Source organism: Brevundimonas poindexterae, from assembly GCF_020524625.1.
Lineage (GTDB): Bacteria > Pseudomonadota > Alphaproteobacteria > Caulobacterales > Caulobacteraceae > Brevundimonas > Brevundimonas poindexterae_A.
Genome location: NZ_JAIVLL010000001.1, coordinates 550,473 through 573,022 on the forward strand (window position 1 = coordinate 550,473; position 22,550 = coordinate 573,022).

The window sequence follows — 22,550 nt, forward strand, 5'->3', positions numbered from 1 at the left end:
GCGGATGTGCGGCGCGGGCGATTTAGCTGAAACCGCCCGCGCCGTGAACCCTCAGATAGTCAGTGCAGGTGACGCTTTGAAGGCGCCTACCAGCGATAGTGGCTGAAGGCGCGGTTGGCTTCGGCCATCTTGTGCGTGTCTTCGCGCTTCTTGACGGCGGTGCCGCGGTTGTTGGCGGCGTCCAGCAGCTCGGCGGCCAGCTTTTCCGTCATGGTGTTCTCGCCGCGCTTGCGGGCAGCGTTGACCAGCCAGCGGATGGCCAGGGCACGACGGCGCTCGGGGCGAACCTCGACCGGCACCTGATAGGTGGCACCGCCGACGCGACGCGAGCGGACTTCGACGGCCGGGGCCACGTTGTCCAGCGCGGAATGGAAGGTCGCGACCGGCTCCATGTCCTTCTTCTTGTCAGCCAGGATGTCGAAGGCGCCATAGACGATGTTCTCGGCGACGGCCTTCTTGCCCTCGTACATGACGTAATTCATGAACTTGGTGACGATCAGATCCCCGAACTTGGGATCCGGCAGAACTTCACGCTTCTGGGCGCGGTGACGACGGGACATGGGCTTGCTCTTCTTGGTTGTCTGGGGTCCGGCCCGGGCCGGGAATTAAATCGTGAGGCGCGAGGCTTACTTCGGACGCTTGGCGCCGTAGTGCGAACGACGCTGCTTGCGGTCCTTGACGCCCTGGGTGTCGAGCACGCCGCGCAGGATGTGGTAGCGCACGCCCGGAAGGTCCTTCACGCGGCCGCCGCGGATCAGCACCACCGAGTGCTCCTGCAGGTTGTGGCCTTCGCCCGGGATGTAGCACACCGCCTCGATGCCCGAGGTCAGGCGCACCTTGGCGACCTTACGCAGAGCCGAGTTCGGCTTCTTCGGGGTGGTGGTGTAGACGCGGGTGCAGACGCCGCGGCGTTGGGGGCAACCCTTCAGGGCCGGAACCTTGTTCCGGGCGACCTTGGGCTGGCGGGGCTTGCGGATCAGCTGGTTGATCGTAGGCATTCGAACCGTTTTCTCTTCATGTCAGGAGACGTGTGCCTGTCGGCCGGGGCGTCTCGGAGCCTTCTTTTGGACCCGGCCGGATGGCCGTGGCCCGGGTGGATTGTTCTCAAACGCAAAAGCCGGAATGCGCGCTTTGGGCATTCCGGCGGGACACAGCCCGTCGCATTCGATTGTCACGATCTCCGGAGCCGACGAATCCGCCCCGTCAAAAGTGCGCGGGTTCTACGCGCGGAAGGCCCACGGGTCAAGGGCGTGTGACAGCCCCTGCCGTCAGCTTCCATAAGGCAGCGTCAGGGACGGTCAGCCCCCTGCCCTGGCCCCGGCGATACACTGCGCCCCGGATCGTCACAGCAAGGAGTTCGCCATGTCCCGCCTGCGCTTCCCCCTTCCCGGCCTGATCGCCGTTGTCGGCCTGATGGTGGCCGGACCGGCCATGGCCGAGGTGCTGTCGGCCTGGGGTACGGGTCACACCCGGGCCGCCGCCTGTCAGGATGCTAAACGTGCCGGTGAGCGGCAGGTGCGAAACCTGTCCTATGCCTCGGTGCGGGGCAGCCGGGATGCCTCGCGCACCCTGTCGGTAACCCACATCGGCTATTGCGAATGCTCGCGCGACGGCGATGACTGGGAATGCACGGTCGACGTCTACTACGAGCGCGACTGACCCCGCCTTCATCGGTGGTTCAGCGGGTTTCGTGTTGAGCTTGCGACGGAAACGCCGGTTGCCGGCGTTAAGCCTTCACGCCCAAGGGCAATCCTTCCTTTCGCCGAGACCCGATCCGCATGACCTCGACCCTTTCGACCGGCCCGTCCTCGCCCAAACCCCGTCCGCGCCGCCGGAACCGTCGCACCTGGATCATGGCCGGCGCCGGCGTGCTGATCGCGGCGCTTGCGGTCTGGTTCTTCTTCCTGCGCGGCGGCAGCGATGCCGACCCATACCGGACGGAGGAAGTACGCACCGGCGATCTGGTCCGCAGTGTCTCGGCCTCGGGCACGCTCGAAGCCCTGGTCACCGTCGAGGTCGGCTCCCAGATCTCGGGACAGGTCACCGATGTGCTGGTCGACTACAATGATCGGGTGCAGCGCGGTCAGGTGCTGGCCCGTCTGGACCCTCAAAACCAGGCCTCGTCTGTCGAACAGTCGCAGGCGGCCATCGCCTCGGCCCAGGCCGGCATCGCCCAGGCCCAGGCCCAGGTCGCCCTGGCCCAGGCCGAGTATGACCGACAGAAATTCCTGTTCGACCGCCAGATCATCGCCCAGGCCGCGCTGGATACAGCCGAGGCCTCGCTGCGCACGGCGCGCGCCAATGAGCAGAGCGCCCGCGCCCAGGTGCGCCAGCAACAGGCCCAGTTGCGCGCCAATCAGGCGACCCTGGGCCGAACCACCATCACCGCCCCCATCAGCGGCATCGTCATCGACCGCCAGATCGAGCCGGGCCAGACGGTGGCCTCGGGCCTGAACGTCGCGGTGCTGTTCACCCTGGCCCAGGACCTGTCCCGCGTGCAGGCGCTGGTGACGGTGGACGAGGCCGACATCGGCTCGGTCCGCGTCGGCCAGCCGGTGCGCTTTACCGTCGATGCCTTTGCCGACGACAATTTCACCGGCGAGGTCACCCAGATCCGGGTGCTGCCCACCACCGAGCAGAGCGTGGTCGCCTATACGGTCGTGGTCGAGGCGGACAATCCGGGCGAGAAGCTGTTGCCCGGCATGACGGCCAATGCCGACATCATTCTGGAAGAGAAGCGCAATGTGCTGCGCGTGCCCAACGCCGCCCTGCGCTTCACCCCGGGCGATGTGCTGGCCGAACAGCAGGCCGCCCAGGCGGACCGTCAGGGCGGTGGATCGCCGTTTGGTCCGCCCGCCGGCGGCAACCGCGCGCGCGGCGCCGGTCGCGGCAATCTGGTCGCCACCCTGGTCGAGGAGTTGAAGCTGGACAGCGACCAGCAGGCCAGGGTCACGCCGATCCTCGAAAAGGCCCAGCAGGACATGCGCGCCCAGCGCGGCGCCGGCGGCGGCCAGCGGCGGCGCGGCATGAACCCGGCCTCGGCGGCGATCCTGAATGCCGCCCTCGACGAGATCAAACCCATGCTCCGCCCCGACCAGCAGGCCATTCTGGAAACCCAGCGCCTGCGTTTTGCCGGCGGCGGCAACCGCGGCGTGGTCTGGGTGCTGCGGGACGGCAAGCCTGTGCGCGTGCCGGTGCGGACCGGGGCCACCGACGGCTCCTATACCGAAATCCTGGGCGGCGAGCTGAAAGCCGGCGATCAGGTCATCACCGGTGGCGGTCCGCGCGCGCCCGATCTGGAAGCCCAGCGTCGCGGCGCCCGCATGGGCGGCGGCGGCCGGTTCTAGAGCGATGATCCGTATCGATAATCTGACCAAGACCTATGTCATGGGCGACAATGTCATCCACGCCCTGGGCGGGGTGTCGCTGGGCATCGACCGGGGCGAGCATGTGGCCATCATCGGGCCGTCCGGCTCGGGCAAGTCGACGCTGATGAATGTGCTGGGTGGGCTCGACCGGCCGACGGGCGGCGACTATCGCTTCGAGGACGATCCGGTCGCCGACTATGACGACGATGAACTGGCCAGCTTCCGCAACCGGCGGATCGGCTTTGTCTTCCAGTCCTTCCAGCTGCTGCCCCGGCTGACAGCGGTGCAGAACGTCGAACTGCCGATGATCTATGCCGGGATCGCGCCCGCCGAGCGGCGGGACCGGGCCGTGGCCCTGCTGGAGCGCGTGGGTCTGGGATCGCGACTGGAGAACAGGCCGACGCAGATGTCGGGTGGACAGCAGCAGCGCGTGGCCATCGCCCGGGCGCTGGCCAATGCGCCGGACCTGCTGCTGGCCGATGAGCCGACCGGCGCGCTCGACACCGCCACCGGCCAGGAGGTGCTGGCCCTGTTCGACGAGCTGAACAGCCAGGGTCTGACCCTGTGCATCGTCACCCACGACACCGAGGTCGCCGCGCGCGCCCGGCGCCGGGTCGCGTTTCGCGACGGGCTGATCGTATCGGATGACCGCAATGCCGCATGATCCTCGTCCCCTGACCAGCAGCGCCATGAGCCCGCTCGAGCTGGTGCGCTTCGCCGTGGGGGCCATAGCCGCCCACCCCATGCGCTCGGCCCTGACGTCGCTGGGCGTGGTGATCGGGGTGGCGGCCGTCATCATGATGACCTCCATCGGTCTGGGCGCCCAGCAGAGGGTCGAACAGGCCCTGTCCAGCCTCGGCACCAATATGCTGGTGGTGCGGCCCGGGGCCCCGCGGGGCGCAGGCGGCGGCTTTGTGCGCGGCGGCGGGGGCTCGGGCGCCAGCCTGACCGTCGACGACGCCGAGGCCATGCGGACCCTGGACGGGGTCAAGGCCATCTCTCCGGCCGTCAACGGCGGGGCGCAGCTGGTCTATGACGGTGCCAACTGGGCCAGCCGCATCGAGGGGGTGACCCCCGAGTATCTGGTGGCGCGCGACCTCGAGATCGTCTCCGGGCAGATGTTCGATCAGGCCGCCGCCGACAGCGGTCGCAAGGTCGCCGTTCTGGGCCAGACCGTGGTGCGCGAACTGTTCGGCGAGGGCGTCGACCCTGTCGGCCAGCGCATGCGCATCGGCCCCATTCCCTTCACCGTCGTCGGCGTGCTGGGCGAGAAGGGCCAGTCGGGCTTTCAGGACCAGGACGACATCGTGGTCATCCCGCTAGACGCCGCGCGCAGCCGCGTCATCGGGCGGGGCTCGGGCTCTCGCGGGAACAGCGTCAACCAGATCTATGTCAAGGCGGTCGACGAGGACTCCCTCTACCGGCTGGAACAGGATGTGGCCGAACTGCTGCGTCAGCGGCACCGCATCCGCCCGGGACAGGAGGACGACTTCAACGTTCAGAACCTGACCTCCATCCAGGAGGCGGCGCAGTCCTCGACGGCCACCTTCACCATCCTGCTGGCCGCGGTCGCCGGAGTGTCGCTGGTGGTTGGAGGGGTCGGCATCATGAACATCATGCTGGTGTCGGTGACCGAGCGGACGCGCGAGATCGGCCTGCGCATGGCGATCGGGGCGCGGCGCAGCGACGTGCTGACCCAGTTCGCGCTCGAGTCCGTGGCCCTGTCGCTGCTGGGCGGTCTGATCGGCCTGCTCCTCGGGGTCGGCGGCGCGCTGCTGATGTCGAAGTTCGGGGACTGGCCCGCGGCCATCCCGGCCTGGGCCGCGCCGCTGGCTATCGGGTTCTCGACCTTCGTCGGCGTGGTGTTCGGGGCCTATCCGGCGTGGCGGGCGGCGCAGCTGGACCCGATTGAGGCACTGCGCCGCGAATAGGCCCGCAATTCAGCCCTGACTTGGCCATGGTTGGCCGGTTGTCTGCCCCTCAGAGGGGAGGCCGCCACCGTGATCCGCAGGGACCGTCTGGACGCCATCATGACCAGGGTGGGCAAGGCGCGCTGGCGCCTGCCGGTCGTCGTGGCCCTGTCGCTCATGGCGCACCTGCTGGTGCTGGGATTGCTGGCCTTCGGCGCCTTTGGTCCCGTCATGGATACGACCCGGCCCCTGCCGCCGCTCTATGTCGATATCCAACCCCGCCCGCTGCTGGAGGGCGAGCGCCCGAGGCCGCCGCGGACGCCGCCGCCGACCAGCACCGCCCCCCTGCCCGCTACTGCTGACCGCTCGATGCGCGTGACCGATCCCCTCGCCCGCCCCGAGGATGACGACGAGGAGGCCCCGGTCACCCGGCCCGCGACACCGGGCCTGCCCGGGCGCCCGTCATCGGAATGGGCCGTGCGGCCCGAAACCGAGGGTGGTCGCGTAGCACGCAGCCTGCGCACCAGCACCCTGGGCTGCAACGCCCGGAACGGTCGCATGTCGGCCGCCGAGCAGGCCGTGTGCGACGAGGCCTTCAATGAGGCTGCGGCGCAGGCGACCCCGATCCGGGGGACCGACAATCCCGCCCGCGACGCGCGCTTCGCCGCCGAGGGCCGACGCGAGATCGAGCGCTATGAGGCCCGGCGCCGTCCGCTGGCGGGGGGCACGGGGGTGACCGGTGTCGGCGACTGCCCCGGATCCAATTTCGGCATGGGGTGTCCCGGCGCGCACCTGGACCCCGGCTTCCGTCAGGACACCAACGACCAGCTCGACCAGGGCCTGAGCGACCGGGATCGGAGAGACGCCGACGAATAGAAAAAGGGCGGTGCCTTTCGACACCGCCCCGTTTCGTTCAGCCGGTGAGGCCGATCAGCCTTCGGTCTCTTCCAGTTCGGCCGCCAGATCGGCGGGCAGAGCCTCGACCGCCGCCTCGCGGGCGTCGGTGAGCTCGGCATCGCGCTGGTTGGCGACCTTCTGCAGCGACCGCAGATAGGCACCGGTGCCCGCCGGGATGAGGCGGCCCACGATGACGTTCTCCTTGAGGCCTTCCAGATTGTCGACCTTGCCGTTGACCGAGGCGTCGGTGAGGACGCGGGTGGTCTCCTGGAAGGACGCCGCCGAGATGAAGCTGCGGGTCTGCAGCGAGGCCTTGGTGATACCCAGCAGAACCGGCTGGGTGGTCGCCGGGCGGCCCTTGCGCTTGATGACCTTGGCGTTCTCGGCCTCGACCTCGGGGATGTCGACGTGGTCGCCCTTGATCAGGGTGGTTTCACCCGAATCCAGGATTTCGACCTTCTGCAGCATCTGGCGAACGATCACCTCGATGTGCTTGTCGTTGATCGGCACGCCCTGCAGTCGATAGACCTCCTGCACCTCGTTGACGAGGTACTCGGCCAGCGCCTCGACGCCCTGGATGCGCAGCAGATCGTGCGGATCCGGGTTGCCGTCGATGATGTAGTCGCCCTTCTGGATCAGATCGCCGTCGTGGACGGAGATGTGCTTGCCCTTCGGGATGAGGAATTCGACCGCCTCGGCCTGGTTGCCATCGGCATCCACTTCCGGGGTGATCTTGATGCGGCGCTTGTTCTTGTAGTCGCGCCCGAATTCCACACGACCGTCCATTTCGGCGATGACCGCGCAGTCCTTGGGACGACGGGCCTCGAACAGCTCGGCCACCCGCGGCAGACCGCCGGTGATGTCGCGCGTCTTGGCACCCTCGGTCGGGACACGGGCGATGATCTCGCCCGGCTTGACCACGTCGCCGTTGGCCACGGACAGAACCGCGCCGACCGGCAGCAGGTAGCGGGCGTCGGAGCCCGAGGCCAGCTTGGCATAGGCGTCACCGTTGGTGACACCCATGGCCGGACGCAGGTCCGAACCACGCGGATTGGCCCGCCAGTCGGTGACCACGCGCTGGGCGATACCGGTGGCCTCGTCGGTTTCCTCGCGGAACGACAGGGATTCCACCAGGTCCTCGAAGCGGATGGTGCCGCCGACTTCGGTCAGGATCGGCGTGGTGTAGGGGTCCCACTCGGCCAGACGCTGGCCGCGAGCGACCTCCTCGCCTTCCTTCACGCGCAGACGGGCGCCGTACGGAGCCTTGTGGGTCTCGCGATCCTTGCCGTCCACGACCACGGTCACGATGACGTTGCGGCTCATGGCCATCAGGTCGCCGTGCGCCGCCTTGACGGTCGGGCCGGTGATCTTGATCGAGCCGGCGTTGGTCGCCTCCATGAAGGAGGTCTCGGCCACCTGGGCGGTACCGCCGATGTGGAAGGTCCGCATCGTCAGCTGGGTGCCCGGCTCACCGATCGACTGGGCCGCGATAACACCGACGGCCTCGCCGATGTTGACGTTGGTTCCGCGCGCCAGGTCACGCCCGTAGCAGTGGGCGCAGATGCCGGCCTCGGCCTCACAGGTGAGGGCCGAACGGACCTTGACGGCCTGGACGCCGGCGTCCTCGAGGGCCTCGATCTCCTCTTCCTGGAGATAGGTGTCGGCGGGGAACAGGACGGTATCGGTGCCCGGCTCCTTGATGTCTTCGGCGGCGTAGCGGCCGAGAACGCGCTGACCCAGCGAGACCAGCACATCACCGCCCTCGACCACCGCGCGCAGGGTAATGCCCCGCGTCGAGCCACAGTCTTCCTCGGTGACGATCGAGTCCTGCGCCACGTCCACCAGACGACGGGTCAGGTAACCCGAGTTGGCGGTCTTCAGCGCGGTGTCGGCCAGACCCTTACGGGCGCCGTGGGTCGAGTTGAAGTATTCAAGGACGGTCAGGCCTTCCTTGAAGTTCGACACGATCGGCGTCTCGATGATCTCGCCCGACGGCTTGGCCATCAGGCCCCGCATGCCGCCCAGCTGCTTCATCTGGGCCTGCGAACCCCGGGCGCCGGAGTTGGCCATCATGTACACCGAGTTGATGTCGGGGCGTTCGCCCTCGGCCAGCACGCGCGGCTGGGCGATCTCGGCCATCATGGCGTCGGCGATCCGGTCCGTGGCCTTGGCCCAGGCGTCAACGACCTTGTTGTACTTCTCGCCCTTGGTGATCAGGCCGTCGGCGTACTGCTGTTCGTACTCCTCGACCTGCGACTGGGTTTCCTCGACGAAGCCAACCTTCTTCTGCGGGATGACGATGTCGTCCTTGCCGAAGGAGATGCCCGCCTTGGCCGCCTCGCGGAAGCCCAGGCCCATCATCTGGTCGGCGAAGATCACCGTCGCCTTCTGGCCGCAGTGGCGATAGACCACGTCGATCAGATTGCCGATTTCCTTCTTGGTCAGGTTCTTCTCGAGCAGCCGGTAACCGACGTTCGGGTTCTTGGGCAGGATCGCGCCCAGCTTCATCCGGCCCGGGGTGGAGTCGATCACCTTGGTGACCAGCTCGCCCTCGGCGTTCATCTCGGTCCAGCGGGCCTTGATGCGGGTGTGCAGGCTGACGACACCGGCGTCGAGCGCGGCATCGATCTCGCCGATGTTGGCGAACAGCTTGCCTTCGCCCGGCTCACCGTCCTTGACCAGCGACAGGTAGTAGAGACCCAGCACGATATCCTGCGACGGCACGATGATCGGCTTGCCGTTGGCCGGCGACAGGATGTTGTTGGTCGACATCATCAGGACGCGCGCTTCCAGCTGGGCCTCAAGGCTCAGCGGGACGTGCACGGCCATCTGGTCGCCATCGAAGTCGGCGTTGAAGGCGGCGCAGACCAGCGGGTGCAGCTGGATGGCCTTGCCCTCGATCAGCTTGGGCTCGAAGGCCTGGATGCCCAGACGGTGGAGCGTCGGCGCGCGGTTCAGCAGGACCGGGTGCTCGCGGATGACCTCCTCGAGGATGTCCCAGACCTGGGGCTGTTCGCGCTCGACCATGCGCTTGGACTGCTTGACGGTGCCCGACAGGCCCTTGGCGTCCAGACGCGCGTAGATGAACGGCTTGAACAGCTCGAGCGCCATCTTCTTGGGCAGGCCGCACTCGTGCAGCTTGAGGTCCGGACCCACGACGATGACCGAACGGCCCGAATAGTCGACGCGCTTGCCGAGCAGGTTCTGGCGGAAGCGGCCCTGCTTGCCCTTCAGCATGTCGGCCAGCGACTTCAGCGGACGCTTGTTGGCACCGGTGATGACCCGGCCGCGACGGCCGTTGTCGAACAGGGCGTCGACCGATTCCTGCAGCATCCGCTTTTCGTTGCGGATGATGATGTCCGGCGCCCGCAGCTCCATGAGGCGCTTCAGACGGTTGTTCCGGTTGATCACCCGGCGGTACAGGTCGTTCAGGTCCGAGGTGGCGAAACGGCCACCGTCCAGCGGCACCAGCGGGCGCAGTTCCGGCGGGATGACCGGCACGATGGTCAGCACCATCCACTCGGGCTTGTTGCCGCTTTCGAGGAAGGCCTCGATCAGCTTGAGGCGCTTGGAGGCCTTCTTGGCCTTCATTTCCGAGGGGCTGTCGGCCAGTTCGGCGCGGTGCTTCTCGGCCTCGGCGTGCAGGTCGATGCCCATCAGCAGGTTGCGGACGGCCTCGGCGCCGATCTCGGCGGTGAAGCCGTCATCGCCGAACTCTTCCTGGTAGCGGTAGTACTCGTCCTCGGTCAGCAGCTGGTTCTGCTTCAGCGGGGTCAGGCCCGGCTCGGTGACGATGTAGTTCTCGAAATACAGGACGCGCTCGACGTCCTTCAGCGCCATGTCGAGCATCAGCGAGATACGCGACGGCAGCGACTTCAGGAACCAGATGTGGGCGACCGGAGCGGCCAGGTCGATGTGGCCCATGCGCTCGCGACGGACGCGGGCCAGGGTGACCTCAACGCCGCACTTCTCGCAAATAATACCCTTGTACTTCATGCGCTTGTACTTGCCGCACAGGCATTCGTAGTCCTTGGTCGGGCCAAAGATACGGGCGCAGAACAGACCGTCACGCTCGGGCTTGAACGTACGGTAGTTGATGGTTTCCGGCTTCTTGATCTCGCCGAACGACCACGACCGGATCTTCTCAGGCGAGGCCAGGGCGATCTTGATCTGGTCAAAGGTCGGGGTGACCGGGACCGGGTTGAAGATGTTCAGGACGTCCTGGTTCATCTCAGTTCCTTAGCTGCGGCGACTGCCGCGAAAATCAATGAGGAGAGGGCTTCGGGAGGCGGACTGCCCTCCCCCGCCGCGCGGGAGAGGGCCTTGATGTCCGGATCAGCCGTTCTCCAGCTCCACGTTCAGACCCAGCGAGCGCATTTCCTTGATGAGCACGTTGAAACTCTCGGGAATGCCGGCCTCGAAGCTGTCGTCGCCGCGGACGATGGCCTCGTAGACCTTGGTGCGGCCGGCCACGTCGTCGGACTTGACCGTCAGCATCTCCTGCAGGGTGTAGGCCGCGCCGTACGCTTCCAGCGCCCAGACCTCCATCTCGCCGAAGCGCTGTCCGCCGAACTGCGCCTTGCCGCCCAGCGGCTGCTGGGTGACCAGCGAGTACGGGCCGATCGAGCGGGCGTGGATCTTGTCGTCCACCAGGTGGTGCAGCTTCAGCATGTAGATGTAGCCGACCGTGACCGGACGCTTGAAGCGATCGCCCGTCTGGCCGTCGTACAGGATCGACTGTCCCGACTTCTCCAGACCGGCCTCGACCAGCAGGCGCTCGATGTCGCCGATGTTGGCACCATCGAAGACCGGCGTGGCGAAGGGCACGCCCTTCGACAGATTGCGGGCCAGTTCGATCAGGTCCTCTTCATCGTCAGGCAGCGGGGTGTCCTTGCCGTAGATGTCGGTCAGACGTTCGATCAGGGCCTTCTTCTGGCCGCCGTGCTGCCAGTCATCCAGCAGGCCGGCGATCTGCTTGCCGAGGCCCGCAGCCGCCCACCCGAGGTGGGTTTCGAAGATCTGGCCGATGTTCATGCGCGAGGGCACGCCCAGCGGGTTCAGCACGATGTCGACCGACGTACCGTCTTCCAGGTACGGCATGTCCTCGATCGGCAGGATCTTGGAGATGACGCCCTTGTTGCCGTGACGGCCGGCCATCTTGTCGCCGGGCTGCAGCTTGCGCTTCACGGCCACGAAGACCTTGACCATCTTCATGACGCCCGGGGGCAGTTCGTCGCCGCGTTGCAGCTTCTCGACCTTGTCCTCGAAGCGGCGGTCGAGCGCCTTGCGGGCGTCCTCGAACTGCTTCTTCATGGCCTCAAGCTCGCCCATCGCCTTTTCGTCGTCGAGGGCGATCTGCCACCACAGGCCGCGCGACAGGCCGCCCAGCTTCTCTTCGGTGACTTCGCCGCGGCCCAGGCCCTTCGGACCCGAGGTGGCGTTCTTGCCCAGCAGCAGCGGCTTCAGACGGCCGTAGACGTTGCGCTCCAGGATGGCGAGCTCGTCGTCCCGGTCCTTGCCCAGACGCTCGATCTCGGCGCGCTCGATGGCCACCGCACGTTCGTCCTTGTCGACGCCGTGACGGTTGAAGACGCGTACGTCGACCACGGTCCCGGCGACCCCCGGCGGCAGACGCAGCGAGGTGTCGCGCACGTCTGAAGCCTTCTCGCCGAAGATCGCGCGCAGCAGCTTCTCTTCCGGGGTCATCGGGCTCTCGCCCTTGGGCGTGACCTTGCCGCACAGGATGTCACCCGGCTGGACCTCGGCGCCGATGGCGACGATGCCGGCCTCGTCGAGGTTGCGCAGGGCTTCCTCGCCGACGTTCGGGATATCGCGGGTGATTTCTTCCGGCCCCAGCTTGGTATCGCGGGCCATCACCTCGAACTCCTCGAGGTGGATCGAGGTGAAGACGTCGTCGCGCACGATGCGCTCCGAGATCAGGATCGAGTCCTCGAAGTTGTAGCCGTTCCACGGCATGAAGGCGACGAGGGCGTTGCGGCCCAGCGCCAGTTCACCCAGGTCCGTCGACGGGCCGTCGGCGATCACGTCGCCGGCCTTGACCGTATCGCCCACGCGCACAATCGGGCGCTGGTTGATGCAGGTCGACTGGTTCGAACGCTGGAACTTGGACAGGCGATAGATGTCGACGCCCGAACGACCGGCGTCGGCCTCGTTGGTGGCGCGCACCACGATCCGGGTCCCGTCGATCTGCTCGACGATACCGTCACGCTTGGCGACCACGACCGCGCCGGAGTCCACGGCCACGACCGCTTCCATGCCGGTGCCGACCAGCGGGGCGTCGGCCTGGACCAGCGGCACGGCCTGACGCTGCATGTTGGCGCCCATCAGCGCGCGGTTGGCGTCGTCGTTTTCCAGGAAGGGGATCAGGGCCGCAGCGACCGAGACCACCTGCTTGGGCGACACGTCCATCATGTCGACGTCGGCCTTGGCCAGCAGTTGCGATTCCCCGTTGACCCGGCCCGGGACCAGGTCCTCGACGATCTCGCCGGCCTTCAGCTCGATGTTGGCCTGGGCGATGACGTGCTTCGCCTCTTCCATGGCCGAGATGTAGACGACGTCGTCAGTGGCCTTGCCGTCCTTGATGCGACGGTAGGGGCTTTCGATGAAGCCGTACTTGTTCACCCGGGCGTGGGTGGCCAGCGAGTTGATCAGGCCGATGTTCGGGCCTTCCGGCGTTTCGATCGGGCAAATCCGGCCATAGTGGGTCGGGTGCACGTCGCGGACCTCGAAGCCCGCGCGTTCGCGCGTCAGACCGCCCGGCCCAAGCGCCGACAGGCGGCGCTTGTGGGTGATTTCCGAAAGCGGATTGGTCTGGTCCATGAACTGCGACAGCTGCGAGCTGCCGAAGAACTCACGGACGGCCGCGGCCGCCGGCTTGGCGTTGATCAGGTCGTGCGGCATGACCGTGTCGATATCGACCGAGCTCATGCGCTCCTTGATGGCGCGCTCCATGCGCAGCAGACCGACGCGGTACTGGTTTTCCAACAGCTCGCCAACCGAACGCACCCGGCGGTTGCCCAGGTTGTCGATGTCGTCGATCTCGCCCTGGCCGTCCTTCAGGCCCACCAGGATCTGCAGGACCTTGAGCACGTCTTCCTTGCGCAGCACGCGGACGTCGTCGCCGACTTCCGGGCTTTCCAGGCGCATGTTCATCTTCACGCGGCCGACCGAGGACAGGTCGTAGCGCTCCGAGTCGAAGAACAGCGAGTTGAACATCGCCTCGGCCGCTTCCGGGGTCGGGGGCTCGCCCGGACGCATGACGCGGTAGATGTCGAACAGCGCTTCCTCGCGGCTCGAATTCTTGTCCACGCGCAGGGTGTTGCGCATGTAGGCGCCGACCGTGACGTGGTCGATGTCCAGAATGTCGAGGGTGGTGAAGCCGTTCTCGACCAGCAGGTCGATGGTGGCGGCGTCCAGCTCGTCACCGGCCTCGGCGAAGATCTCGCCGTTTTCCATATTGACCGCGTCGGCGGCCAGATACTTGGTCACCAGGGCGTCGGACGCCAGCGAAAGCGACTTGACCGTTTCGCCCAGCTTCTTGGCGGCGCGGGCGCTGATCTTTGTACCGGCCGGAGCGACGACCTCGCCGGTGTCGGCGTCGACCAGGTCGAACTCGGGCTTCACGCCGCGCCAGCGCTCGGGCTTGTAGGGCGTGACCCAGGTGTCACCGCGCTTCTCGTAGGGCACGGTGTCGTAGAAGGTCTTGAGGATTTCCTCGCCGTCCATGCCCAGCGCCATCAGGAAGGTCGAGGCGGGCAGTTTGCGGCGACGGTCGATACGGACGTAGACGATGTCCTTGGCGTCGAACTCGAAGTCCAGCCACGAGCCGCGGTACGGGATGACGCGGGCGGCGAACAGCAGCTTGCCCGACGAGTGGGTCTTGCCCTTGTCGTGGTCGAAGAAGACGCCCGGCGAGCGGTGCATCTGCGAGACGATCACGCGCTCGGTGCCGTTGACGGTGAAGGTGCCCTTGTCCGTCATGAGCGGGATGTCGCCCATGTAGACGTCCTGCTCCTTGATGTCCTTGACCGAGCGGGCGCCGGTTTCCTCGTCCGTCTCGAAGACGATCAGGCGCAGCTTGACCTTGAGCGGCGCGGCATAGGTCATGTCGCGCTGGATGCACTCCTCGACGTCGTACTTCGGCGGCTCGAACTCATACGAGACGTATTCGAGCACGGCGCGCTCGTTGAAGTCCTTGATCGGGAAGACGGACTTGAAGACCGCCTCGATGCCCTGGTCGATGCGCTCGCCGGGGCGCACTTCGCGCTGCAGGAACTGTTCGTACGAGGCGCGCTGCACCTCGATCAGGTTCGGCATCTGCACCGCTTCCGGGATGCGACCGAAGGATTTGCGAATGCGCTTCTTGCCGGTGAACGACGTGGCGGAGGCGATCTGAGCCGCGTGGGCGAGACCGTCGATGGACTTGGCCATTCCTGTTTCCCAATCGGCGGGCCGGACGGCCCGCAGTCAAAGCAATGACCCGTGGCCGCCGACGGCGGTCCCGGGCCTTACGGATGTCGGTGTCCACCCTCGATCGCGGGCCGCGGGCCTCTGCGATCAGGACACCAGTCATGTCGGCTCCCTTGGGGAGGAGCGCGCCTTCGCACCGGTCGGAGGGCAACGGACCGGGCCTCGGCGCTGTCGCGCGGACTCGTTACAGAGTTGTGCGGAACGCGGTGATATACTCGCTTTTCCGACGAAATAAAGGCCCCCGGTGAATTTCCTGCGGACTAGCCGCAGGTCACCCGCTCGATGATGCCGGTCTCCTGGTCGAAGAAGACGTTCATCCGGTCCGCCTGATAGTCCATGGTCACGGCACAGGTGGTGCAGGCCGTGCGGACATTGGCATCGGCAGCAAAGCTGACGGCGGCGATGTTGCGCCCGATCAGGCTCTGGTTCTGCGCGGCCCCGCAGGTGTCGGTCGCGCCACCGGGCATGGCGGTGTCCGGCGTCGGGGCGCAGGCGGCCAGAACGGCCAGGCTACCGGTCAGAAGGGCGGTACGCATCATGATCGTGGGTCTCCATGCTTTGACTGTCGAAGGGCTAAGGCGCGCCGGACCAGCCGGTTCCCTCAGCCGCAGCTGACCTGGGTCACCCGGTTGGTTTCGGCGTCGTAGAGAATGTTCAGCAGATACGGGGAATGGGCCTCGGTCCGCGGGCAGGTGGTGCAGGCCACCCGCCGGTTGGTCAGGTCGACCGGCACCGGGATCTCGCTGCGGTCCTTGCCGACCAGCCACTGGAGGGAGGATGCGCGGCACAGGTCATTGGGGTCCTGAACCTCGACCGCCGCCTCGGCATAGGGCGTCCGGCCGGCAGGCGCGTCGGGCACGACCACCACGCCGACCGGGCGGGTGGGCAGGGGCTCGGGCGGGGCACAGGCGCTGAGGCCGAGGGCCAGCGCCGCCAGGATCAGCCCGCCTTTTCCCAGCGTCCCTCCAGCGTCTGCCGCCAGTAGCTGATGTCCGCGCCCGCGGCCTTGAGCGCCTTCCAGCGTTCTCGCGCCTGCATCAGCGCCGCCTCGTCCTGACCGTCGAATAGGATGAAACACCGTTGGAAATCCTCCGTCGGCCCAAAGTCTGATCCGTCGACAATGAACAGGGCCTGAGCCTGGTTCACATTGTCGGTTCCTGATGTGAACAGGATCGGTTGTCGCCCGGGATGAGGGTCGGAACTGTGGCCATGCGCGAGAAAACTGTCGTCCCGCCAGGTCCACAGCGCCTCGCCCAGGTGCCGGGCGAGGTCTGTGTCGGCGACCCGGACCTGGGCCCGCAGGCCAGCCTGCATCACCTTGTCCAGCAAGGTCGGCAGCACCTGCTCCAGACCCGACCGTTCGAGGTGGTAGAACCAGATTTGCGGGCCCTGACCGGCCATGGCTTCCGGCCCCTCGCCTGCCCTAGCCCTCGTAGGTGTCGGCGATCATCCGGTCGAGCGTGCGCACGCCGAAGCCGACGCCGCCGTCCGGCACGGTCGACCGCTGGCTCTTGCTGACCCAGGCGGTCGGCGCGATGTCGATGTGCGCCCAGGGGGTGTCGTTGATGAAGCGTTTCAGGAACAGGGCGGCGGTGATCGAGCCACCGGCGCGGCCGTTGCCCATGTTCTTCACGTCCGCGGCGGGCGAGTCGATGTGACGGTCGTATTGATCCGGGATCGGCATGCGCCAGAAATTCTCGTCGACCTTGGCGCCGGCGTCGAGGATCGGCTGGGCCACCGAGTCGTCGTTCGAGAACACCCCGGCGTAGTCCATGCCCAGCGCGACGATCATGGCGCCCGTCAGGGTGGCCAGATCGATCATGAATTTCGGCTTGAAGCGGTCCTGGGTGTACCAGAGGCAGTCCGCCAGAACGAGGCGCCCCTCAGCATCGGTGTTCAGCACCTCGACCGTCTGGCCCGACAGGGATTTGACGATATCACCGGGGCGCTGGGCATTGCCGTCGGGCATGTTCTCGACAAGGCCGATGACACCCACCGCATTGACCTTCGCCTTGCGGCCCGCCAGCGCGTGCATGAGGCCGGACACGGCGGCCGCGCCGCCCATATCCCACTTCATGTCTTCCATGCCCTCGGGCTGTTTCAGCGAAATGCCGCCCGTGTCGAAGCAGACGCCCTTGCCGACGAAGGCCAACGGCGCATCGCCCGACTTGCCGCCGTTCCACTTCATGATGGCGACGTGGCTGTCGCGGCGGCTGCCCATGCCTACCGCGAGCAGGGTCCGGAAGCCCAGCTTCTCGAGCTCCTTCTCGCCCAGAATCTCGACTTCGAGGCCCAGCGATTCGAGCGCCTTGCAACGGCTGGCGAATTCTTCGGGGTAGAGGACGTTGGCGGGCTCCGAGACCAGGTCGCGGGCAAAGATCACGCCGTCGGCCACGGCCGACAGGGGCTGGAACGCCGCCTCGGCGGCCTTCACATCGGCGCAGACCACGGTCAGGCTCGTCACCGACGGGATTTTCTCGGGCTTCTGGCGGGTCAGATATTTGTCGAAGCGATAGGCAGCCAGCTTGATGGCGAAGGCCACGCGGGCGGCCTGTTCGGCGCTGAACGAGCGGGCATCGACGGTCAGGGTTTCAGCCCCGCTCATCTTGACCGCGTGGAAGGCCGCTCCCGCCGCTTCCTCGATCGCCAGATCCGTCAGCTCGTCGCGCTTGCCCACGCCGGCCAGCACGACCACCGACGCGTCCAGCCCATGCGGAGCCGACACGACGAGCGTCTTGCCCTTGCCGCCGGTGAAGCGGCCGGACTGCATGGCGCGCTCGAAGGTGCCGCCGGACTGGCCGTCCAGGGCCTTGCCGCCGTCGCACAGCTTGCGGCCCTCCCCGACAAGCAGGGCCAGAGCCTGCGGTTGTCCCAGATCGGCAGCAAAGGCGATGTTCATGAAGCACTCCCACGCGGGCGAACGGCCCGGTTCCCGGTTACACAATACAAAAAGAGGCGTTCCGTTTCTTCCGACCGCCTCGATGTGTATTAGATGCGCGTTATCGACACGGCCCGCAACCGGGCGAAATTTTCCCACCGATGACGCTGATTCAAGGCTACCTTTTTCGCCAGTTGCTGCTGCCGGTCGCCGGGGCGTGTGCCGCGCTGGTGGGAATCGGTGTGCTGAGCCAGAGCCTGGAGCAGCTGGAATTCGTGGTCGAGCGCGGCCAGAGCCTGTGGCTGATGCTGAAGTTGACGCTGCTGGCCGTGCCCCAGCTGCTGGGCGTCATCCTGCCGATCGGCCTGTTCGTCGGGGCCCTGGTGGCCCTGACCCGGCTGCAGCGGGAGCAGGAACTGACCGCCGCTCAGGCCGCAGGCATCACCCGGGTGGCTCTGATCCGGCCGGCCGCCAAGCTGGCGGTGATCGTCATGGCGCTGGGCCTGCTCATCAATCTGGTCATCCAGCCCTGGTCCCAGACCACCGCGCGGACCGAGGCCTTTGCCGTGCGGTCCGATCTGGCCGCGCTGCTGGTGCGCGAGGGCGAGTTTGTACAGAGCGGCGACGGCCTGACGGTCTATGTGCAGGAGATCGAGCAGAACGGCCTGCTAAAAAACCTCTTCATCTACATCCGGGACGGCGAGACGACCCAGACCTGGAGCGCCGCCGAGGCCCGCTTTGGCCGCGTGGACGGTGAGCCCGTGCTGACCCTGATCGGGGGGTCGAGCCAGCAGTTCTCCTCGGCCGGAGTGCTGAACCTGCTGTCGTTCGACACCTATGTCTTCCCCTTGGGCGGCTATGCGGAGGGGGCCGAGCAGCCCCGCTTCAAGCCTTCCGATCTGGGGCTCAGTGACCTCTTCATGCCGCGGCCGGAGATGATCCCCTCGGTCGGCACCCGCAATGAGCTGCTGGCGGAGGGGCATTCGCGGCTGGCGTCGCCGCTCTATGCCCTGACCGCCATGGCGCTGGCGCTGGCGGCGATCCTGGCGGGGTCGTTCAGCCGCACCGGCTATGGCATCCGCGTGGCCAAGGCGGCGGCCGTATTCCTGCTGGTGCGGATCCTGGGCTACGGCGTGGTGGCCGCCGCCGCGTGGACGCCCTGGCTGAACCTGTTGCAGTACGCCTTTCCCCTCGTGGTCACGGCCCTGGCGGTCGCCATGCTGTTCCGGGCCCCGAGGCGCGGACGCAGGCTGGACCTGTTCGACTGGCGCGCCCTGATGCCGGGGAGCGCCCGGGCATGAGCTTTCGTCCTCCCCGCCTGTTCAGCCTCGGCCGGATCGAACGCTATGTGCTGATCCAGCAGGCCCGGTCGCTGACCGTCGCCCTGGCCATCATCGCCAGCCTGATCATGCTGATCGACTTCGTGGAGATTTCGCGGGGCGTCGGCTCGGACGTCGATCTGTCGGCGCTGCGCATCCTCGGCCTGATGGCGATGAAGTCGCCGGCCGTGATTCTGCAGCTGATGCCGTTCGTCTTCCTGTTCGGGACGCTGGCCGCCTATGTGGGCCTGAACCGGCGCAGCGAGCTGATCGCCATGCGGGCGGCTGGACTGTCGGCCTGGCGGTTCGTGCTTCCGGCTGCCGGAACCGCCCTGATCTTCGGCATCCTGACCATCACCGTGCTGGGTCCGGTGGCGGCCTGGGGCGACGGGGTCTTCCAACGCGAGCGCACCCGTCTGTCAGCCGCCCCCGTGGAAAGCGACCGTCCCGAAGCCGTCTGGATCCGCGAAGGCAACAGCCAGCGCCAGATGATCATTCGCGCCGAACAGCAGGACCGGGCCCGGGCGCGCCTGACCGGCGTGACCTTCTTCATCTATACGGTTGGCGAAAACGGCGCTCTCAGCTTCGTCGAACGGCTGGACGCCGCCTCGGCCTCGCTGACCGCCGGCAGCTGGCGGCTGGTAGACGCCGTAGGGGCGCAGACAGGCCAGCGGGCCGTGTCCTATGCGCGGCTGGACCTGCCCTCGAGTCTGGCGACAAATGAAGCCTTCGCCCGCTTCGCCCGACCGCAGTCGACCTCATTGTGGGCCCTGCCGACCCAGATCCAGCGGGTCGAACAGGCCGGCTTTTCCTCGACCGCCTATCGCCTCCGGCTGCACCAGCTGCTGGCCACGCCCCTGATGTTTGCGGCCATGTCGATTCTGGCGGCGGCCTTTTCGCTCCGCCTGATGCGGCTGGGGGATCTGGCGCGCATGTCGATTGCGGCCGTCATCCTCGGTTTCGCCTTCTTCTTCGTGAACCAGACGTTCGCGGCCTTCGGCACGGCGGAAGTGATTCCGCCCTTTCTGGCCGCCTGGCTGCCTCCGGTTCTGACCGGGCTCGCAGCCTTCACCCTGCTGTTCTATACGGAGGACGGCTGAGCCGCCCCCGTTCGAGGTTGATGTGAAGCAAGACAGGATTTCGTCCGGCCCAGCGGCCGCCCGGCCCGGCCGCCAGAAGCGCGGCGCCCTGCGCGGGCGCCTGCTGGCCGGTGCGGCAAGCCTGGCCTGCGCGCCCCTGTTTCTGGCCGGCCAGGCCCTGGCCCAGGACGCCACGCCCCCCGCGCCCGCCGACGGTCTGGCGCCCGAGGCGGTCTACATGGACGCGGGCAGCGTCTCGCGCGACGGCGATGTCCTGACGGCCGAGGGCACGGTGGACGGCGAGCGCGTCTTTGCCCGTTTCCGGAACCACACCCTGCAGGCGCGCCGCGTGGCCTATGACCTGGCGAACCAGACGGCCACGGCCGAGGGCCAGGTCGAGCTTGTCGCTCCGGACGGGACGGTCGTCTATGCCTCGCTGCTAGAGCTGGAAGACGATCTGCAGACCGGCGTCGCCGTCGACTTTGCCACCCGGCTCGAGAACGGCGCCAGCCTGATGGCGGCCACGGCGGTCCGGCGCTCGGAAACGCTCAACGAGCTGAACTACGCGCTGTTCACCCCCTGCCCCATCTGTGACGAGGAAGGGCGGCCCAAGACACCCAGCATCTCGATCCAGGCCGAGCGGGTCGTCCAGGACGAGGCCCTGCGCGCCATCCTGTACCGGAACGCGGTCTTCAAGATCGGCGGAGTGCCGGTTCTGTATCTGCCCTACTTTGGCCACCCCGATCCGACCGTCGAGCGGGCCAGCGGCCTGCTGGTGCCGATCATCGAGTTCGATCAGGAACGCGGCCTGTCGTATGAGCAGCCCTATCTGATCGTGGTGTCGCCGTCCGAGGACTGGCTGATCAGTCCCCAGCTGAACACCGAGGTCCTGCCGCTGCTGAACCTGCAATGGCGGCGCCGGTTCGCCGACGGCACGATCGTGGCACGCGGGGGCTATACCTATGAGCGGACGTTCGGCGATTTCGACATCGACGACGATGGCATCGACGATGTGCCGACCCCGCTGGACCGCGAGCACCGCAGCTATCTGCTGGCCCACGGCCGGTTCGACCCGGACGGGCCGTGGCGCTGGGGCTTCACGGTCGAGCGCACCTCGGACAAGACGCTGTTCGACCGCTATGACATCCGAAATCCCTATCAGGACAACGGCCTCTACTATGGGGATGAGCGACGCCTGATCAGCCAGATCTACGCCGAGCGCCAGACGCGGCGCAGCTATGTTTCGGCCGCGGCCTTCGACATCCAGAGCCTGCGGATCGCCGTGGCCAATGAGGCGGCGCCTGGACTGAACGTGTTCGAGGCCGACAGCAGCCTGCCCTTCGTCGCCCCCCTGATCACCGCGCGGTGGGAGCCGGAAAGCCCCGTGCTGGGCGGTCGGCTGAGGCTGAGCGGCTCCTCGGTCGCCCTGTTCCGTGACGACTATGTCGGCTCGCCGATCCTGCGGCCTGAAGTGGTACCCGATCCCGTGCCAGCAGGCCTGTCAGGCGTGGACAGCCGTCGCGTCACCGGCCGGTTCGACTGGCGCCGGGCGATGGTCAGCCGCGCCGGGGTCATCTGGGAGCCGTTCGTGGACGGCCGGGTCGATCTGTATTCTCTCGACGACCTGCCGCCGCCGTTCGACAGCGGGTCCGAGACCCTCAGCCGCGGCCGCCTGAGCGCCGGTCTGGATATCCGCTACCCGCTGGTGAAACCGCTGGCCGGCGGCGGAGACCTGATCGTCGAGCCGCATGCCCAGCTGTCGATCTCGACCGCCAGCGACCTCGATCCGCGCATCCCCAACGAGGACAGCCAGACGCTGGAGCTGGACGCCGGCTCCCTGTTCCGCATGGACCGCTTCCCCGGGTTCGACCTGTATGAGGGGGGTGCGCGCCTGACGCTGGGCGCGCGCACGACCTATCACTGGGGGCCGGCACGCGAGGCCTCGATCTTCATCGGCAAGAGCTGGCGTGATGATGACGAGCCGGGCCTGCTGGCGGTTCTGCCCGATCCGACGCTTCCGGCCGTGCCCGCTCTCTACGACCCGACAGGGCTGGCCTCGTCGTCCTCGGACTGGGTGGTGCAGGGCAGCTTCACGGCTACTGACGGCATCCGTGGCTGGGGCCATGCGACCTTTGACGACTCGGGCGATGTGCGCCGCGCCGAGGCCTCCGTGGATGCCACCTGGCGGCGCCGCGACCGCGCGACCGTGACCTATATCGTCGACCGGTCGAACCCGCTCGGCGGCCCGCTGAACCGGAACTATGAGTTCGTGGAACTTCAGGCCCAGCAGTTCATCTGGGGCAATTGGGGCATCGCCGGCACGGGGGTGATGGATCTGGAGCGGGACCTGATCACCCGATCCGAGGTCGGCCTGCTGTTCGACGACGACTGTTTCCGGTTCGAACTGGGGTATCGGCGCGACAACACGCGGGTTCGCCCCAGCGGCCCGTCCGAGGGCGTCTACATCCGCCTAAACCTCGCCACTTTTGGAGGGTCAGGCTATGACCGGAATGACAGGCGCTGGTAGGCAGGGTTCCGGACGCGCGCTCGCGGGTTTGACCTGACGCCGAACTACGTTGATACGGGGCTGAGTTGATGCGGGGCGAGTT

Annotated in this window: 16 protein-coding genes; 8 read left to right on the forward strand and 8 right to left on the reverse strand. The window is 67.2% G+C overall.

Going from position 1 to position 22,550, the window contains the following annotated elements:
• Positions 1-86: 86 nt before the first annotated feature.
• Entirely contained in the window at positions 87-560 is a 474-nt protein-coding gene (rpsG, locus tag LC068_RS02880) for a 30S ribosomal protein S7 (RefSeq protein WP_123286926.1), read from the reverse strand.
• Between the two features lie 66 nt (positions 561-626).
• Positions 627-998, reverse strand: a complete 372-nt coding sequence (gene rpsL / locus LC068_RS02885) for a 30S ribosomal protein S12 (RefSeq protein WP_209120136.1) — start codon at positions 996-998, stop codon at positions 627-629.
• A gap of 364 nt (positions 999-1,362) precedes the next feature.
• Between rpsL and LC068_RS02890 the strand changes: the two genes are divergently transcribed.
• From LC068_RS02890 to LC068_RS02910, 5 genes are all read left to right on the forward strand, one after another.
• On the forward strand, positions 1,363-1,659 hold the full coding sequence (locus LC068_RS02890; RefSeq protein WP_226634383.1) for a hypothetical protein: 297 nt from the start codon (positions 1,363-1,365) through the stop codon (positions 1,657-1,659).
• A gap of 119 nt (positions 1,660-1,778) precedes the next feature.
• Positions 1,779-3,347 (forward strand): efflux RND transporter periplasmic adaptor subunit, encoded by a 1,569-nt coding sequence (locus LC068_RS02895; protein ID WP_226634386.1) that lies wholly within the window; start codon positions 1,779-1,781, stop codon positions 3,345-3,347.
• A 4-nt stretch (positions 3,348-3,351) separates the two neighbouring features.
• A complete protein-coding gene (locus LC068_RS02900) occupies positions 3,352-4,032 on the forward strand; it encodes an ABC transporter ATP-binding protein (RefSeq protein WP_226634388.1) in 681 nt (226 codons plus the stop codon).
• The gene (locus LC068_RS02905) at positions 4,022-5,299 is read left to right on the forward strand and encodes an ABC transporter permease (protein WP_226634390.1); all 1,278 of its coding nucleotides are present in this window, start codon (positions 4,022-4,024) and stop codon (positions 5,297-5,299) included. The genes LC068_RS02900 and LC068_RS02905 overlap by 11 nt, the downstream gene beginning before the upstream one ends.
• 69 nt (positions 5,300-5,368) lie before the next feature.
• Positions 5,369-6,154: a hypothetical protein gene (locus LC068_RS02910; RefSeq protein WP_226634393.1), complete on the forward strand. Its 786-nt coding sequence runs from the start codon at positions 5,369-5,371 to the stop codon at positions 6,152-6,154.
• Positions 6,155-6,208: 54 nt separating this feature from the next.
• Here LC068_RS02910 and rpoC read toward each other — a convergent pair whose 3' ends face one another.
• The 6 genes from rpoC to LC068_RS02940 all read right to left on the reverse strand — a co-directional run bounded on the left by rpoC (position 6,209) and on the right by LC068_RS02940 (position 17,564).
• Positions 6,209-10,405, reverse strand: coding sequence for a DNA-directed RNA polymerase subunit beta' (rpoC, locus tag LC068_RS02915; RefSeq protein ID WP_226634395.1), 4,197 nt, complete (start codon positions 10,403-10,405; stop codon positions 6,209-6,211).
• A 105-nt stretch (positions 10,406-10,510) separates the two neighbouring features.
• Positions 10,511-14,626, reverse strand: coding sequence for a DNA-directed RNA polymerase subunit beta (gene rpoB, locus LC068_RS02920; RefSeq protein ID WP_226634398.1), 4,116 nt, complete (start codon positions 14,624-14,626; stop codon positions 10,511-10,513).
• 299 nt (positions 14,627-14,925) lie between these two features.
• A complete protein-coding gene (locus LC068_RS02925) occupies positions 14,926-15,204 on the reverse strand; it encodes an I78 family peptidase inhibitor (RefSeq protein WP_226634401.1) in 279 nt (92 codons plus the stop codon).
• A gap of 62 nt (positions 15,205-15,266) precedes the next feature.
• Entirely contained in the window at positions 15,267-15,524 is a 258-nt protein-coding gene (locus tag LC068_RS02930; protein WP_226634404.1) for a hypothetical protein, read from the reverse strand.
• 80 nt (positions 15,525-15,604) lie between these two features.
• A complete protein-coding gene (locus LC068_RS02935; RefSeq protein ID WP_226634406.1) occupies positions 15,605-16,066 on the reverse strand; it encodes a DNA polymerase III subunit chi in 462 nt (153 codons plus the stop codon).
• Positions 16,067-16,088: 22 nt separating this feature from the next.
• Complete coding sequence (locus LC068_RS02940; protein ID WP_226634409.1) at positions 16,089-17,564, reverse strand: leucyl aminopeptidase; 1,476 nt, start codon at positions 17,562-17,564, stop codon at positions 16,089-16,091.
• A gap of 140 nt (positions 17,565-17,704) precedes the next feature.
• Between LC068_RS02940 and LC068_RS02945 the strand changes: the two genes are divergently transcribed.
• From LC068_RS02945 to LC068_RS02955, 3 genes are read left to right on the forward strand one after another with little or no spacing between them, the layout of a single operon-like run.
• Entirely contained in the window at positions 17,705-18,844 is a 1,140-nt protein-coding gene (locus LC068_RS02945; RefSeq protein ID WP_226634411.1) for an LptF/LptG family permease, read from the forward strand.
• On the forward strand, positions 18,841-19,962 hold the full coding sequence (lptG, locus tag LC068_RS02950) for an LPS export ABC transporter permease LptG (RefSeq protein ID WP_226634413.1): 1,122 nt from the start codon (positions 18,841-18,843) through the stop codon (positions 19,960-19,962). The genes LC068_RS02945 and lptG overlap by 4 nt, the downstream gene beginning before the upstream one ends.
• Before the next feature lie 22 nt (positions 19,963-19,984).
• Positions 19,985-22,468: an LPS-assembly protein LptD gene (locus LC068_RS02955; protein WP_226634416.1), complete on the forward strand. Its 2,484-nt coding sequence runs from the start codon at positions 19,985-19,987 to the stop codon at positions 22,466-22,468.
• The last annotated feature ends 82 nt before the right edge of the window (positions 22,469-22,550 follow it).

Coding starts and splice junctions, on each gene's coding strand:
- rpoB (WP_226634398.1), bottom strand. CDS start 14,626: ATGGCCAAGTCCATCGACGGTCTCGCCCACGCGGCTCAGATCGCCTCC.
- LC068_RS02945 (WP_226634411.1), top strand. CDS start 17,705: ATGACGCTGATTCAAGGCTACCTTTTTCGCCAGTTGCTGCTGCCGGTC.
- LC068_RS02890 (WP_226634383.1), top strand. CDS start 1,363: ATGTCCCGCCTGCGCTTCCCCCTTCCCGGCCTGATCGCCGTTGTCGGC.
- lptG (WP_226634413.1), top strand. CDS start 18,841: ATGAGCTTTCGTCCTCCCCGCCTGTTCAGCCTCGGCCGGATCGAACGC.
- rpsG (WP_123286926.1), bottom strand. CDS start 560: ATGTCCCGTCGTCACCGCGCCCAGAAGCGTGAAGTTCTGCCGGATCCC.
- LC068_RS02940 (WP_226634409.1), bottom strand. CDS start 17,564: ATGAACATCGCCTTTGCTGCCGATCTGGGACAACCGCAGGCTCTGGCC.
- rpsL (WP_209120136.1), bottom strand. CDS start 998: ATGCCTACGATCAACCAGCTGATCCGCAAGCCCCGCCAGCCCAAGGTC.
- rpoC (WP_226634395.1), bottom strand. CDS start 10,405: ATGAACCAGGACGTCCTGAACATCTTCAACCCGGTCCCGGTCACCCCG.
- LC068_RS02925 (WP_226634401.1), bottom strand. CDS start 15,204: ATGATGCGTACCGCCCTTCTGACCGGTAGCCTGGCCGTTCTGGCCGCC.
- LC068_RS02905 (WP_226634390.1), top strand. CDS start 4,022: ATGCCGCATGATCCTCGTCCCCTGACCAGCAGCGCCATGAGCCCGCTC.
- LC068_RS02895 (WP_226634386.1), top strand. CDS start 1,779: ATGACCTCGACCCTTTCGACCGGCCCGTCCTCGCCCAAACCCCGTCCG.
- LC068_RS02935 (WP_226634406.1), bottom strand. CDS start 16,066: ATGGCCGGTCAGGGCCCGCAAATCTGGTTCTACCACCTCGAACGGTCG.
- LC068_RS02900 (WP_226634388.1), top strand. CDS start 3,352: ATGATCCGTATCGATAATCTGACCAAGACCTATGTCATGGGCGACAAT.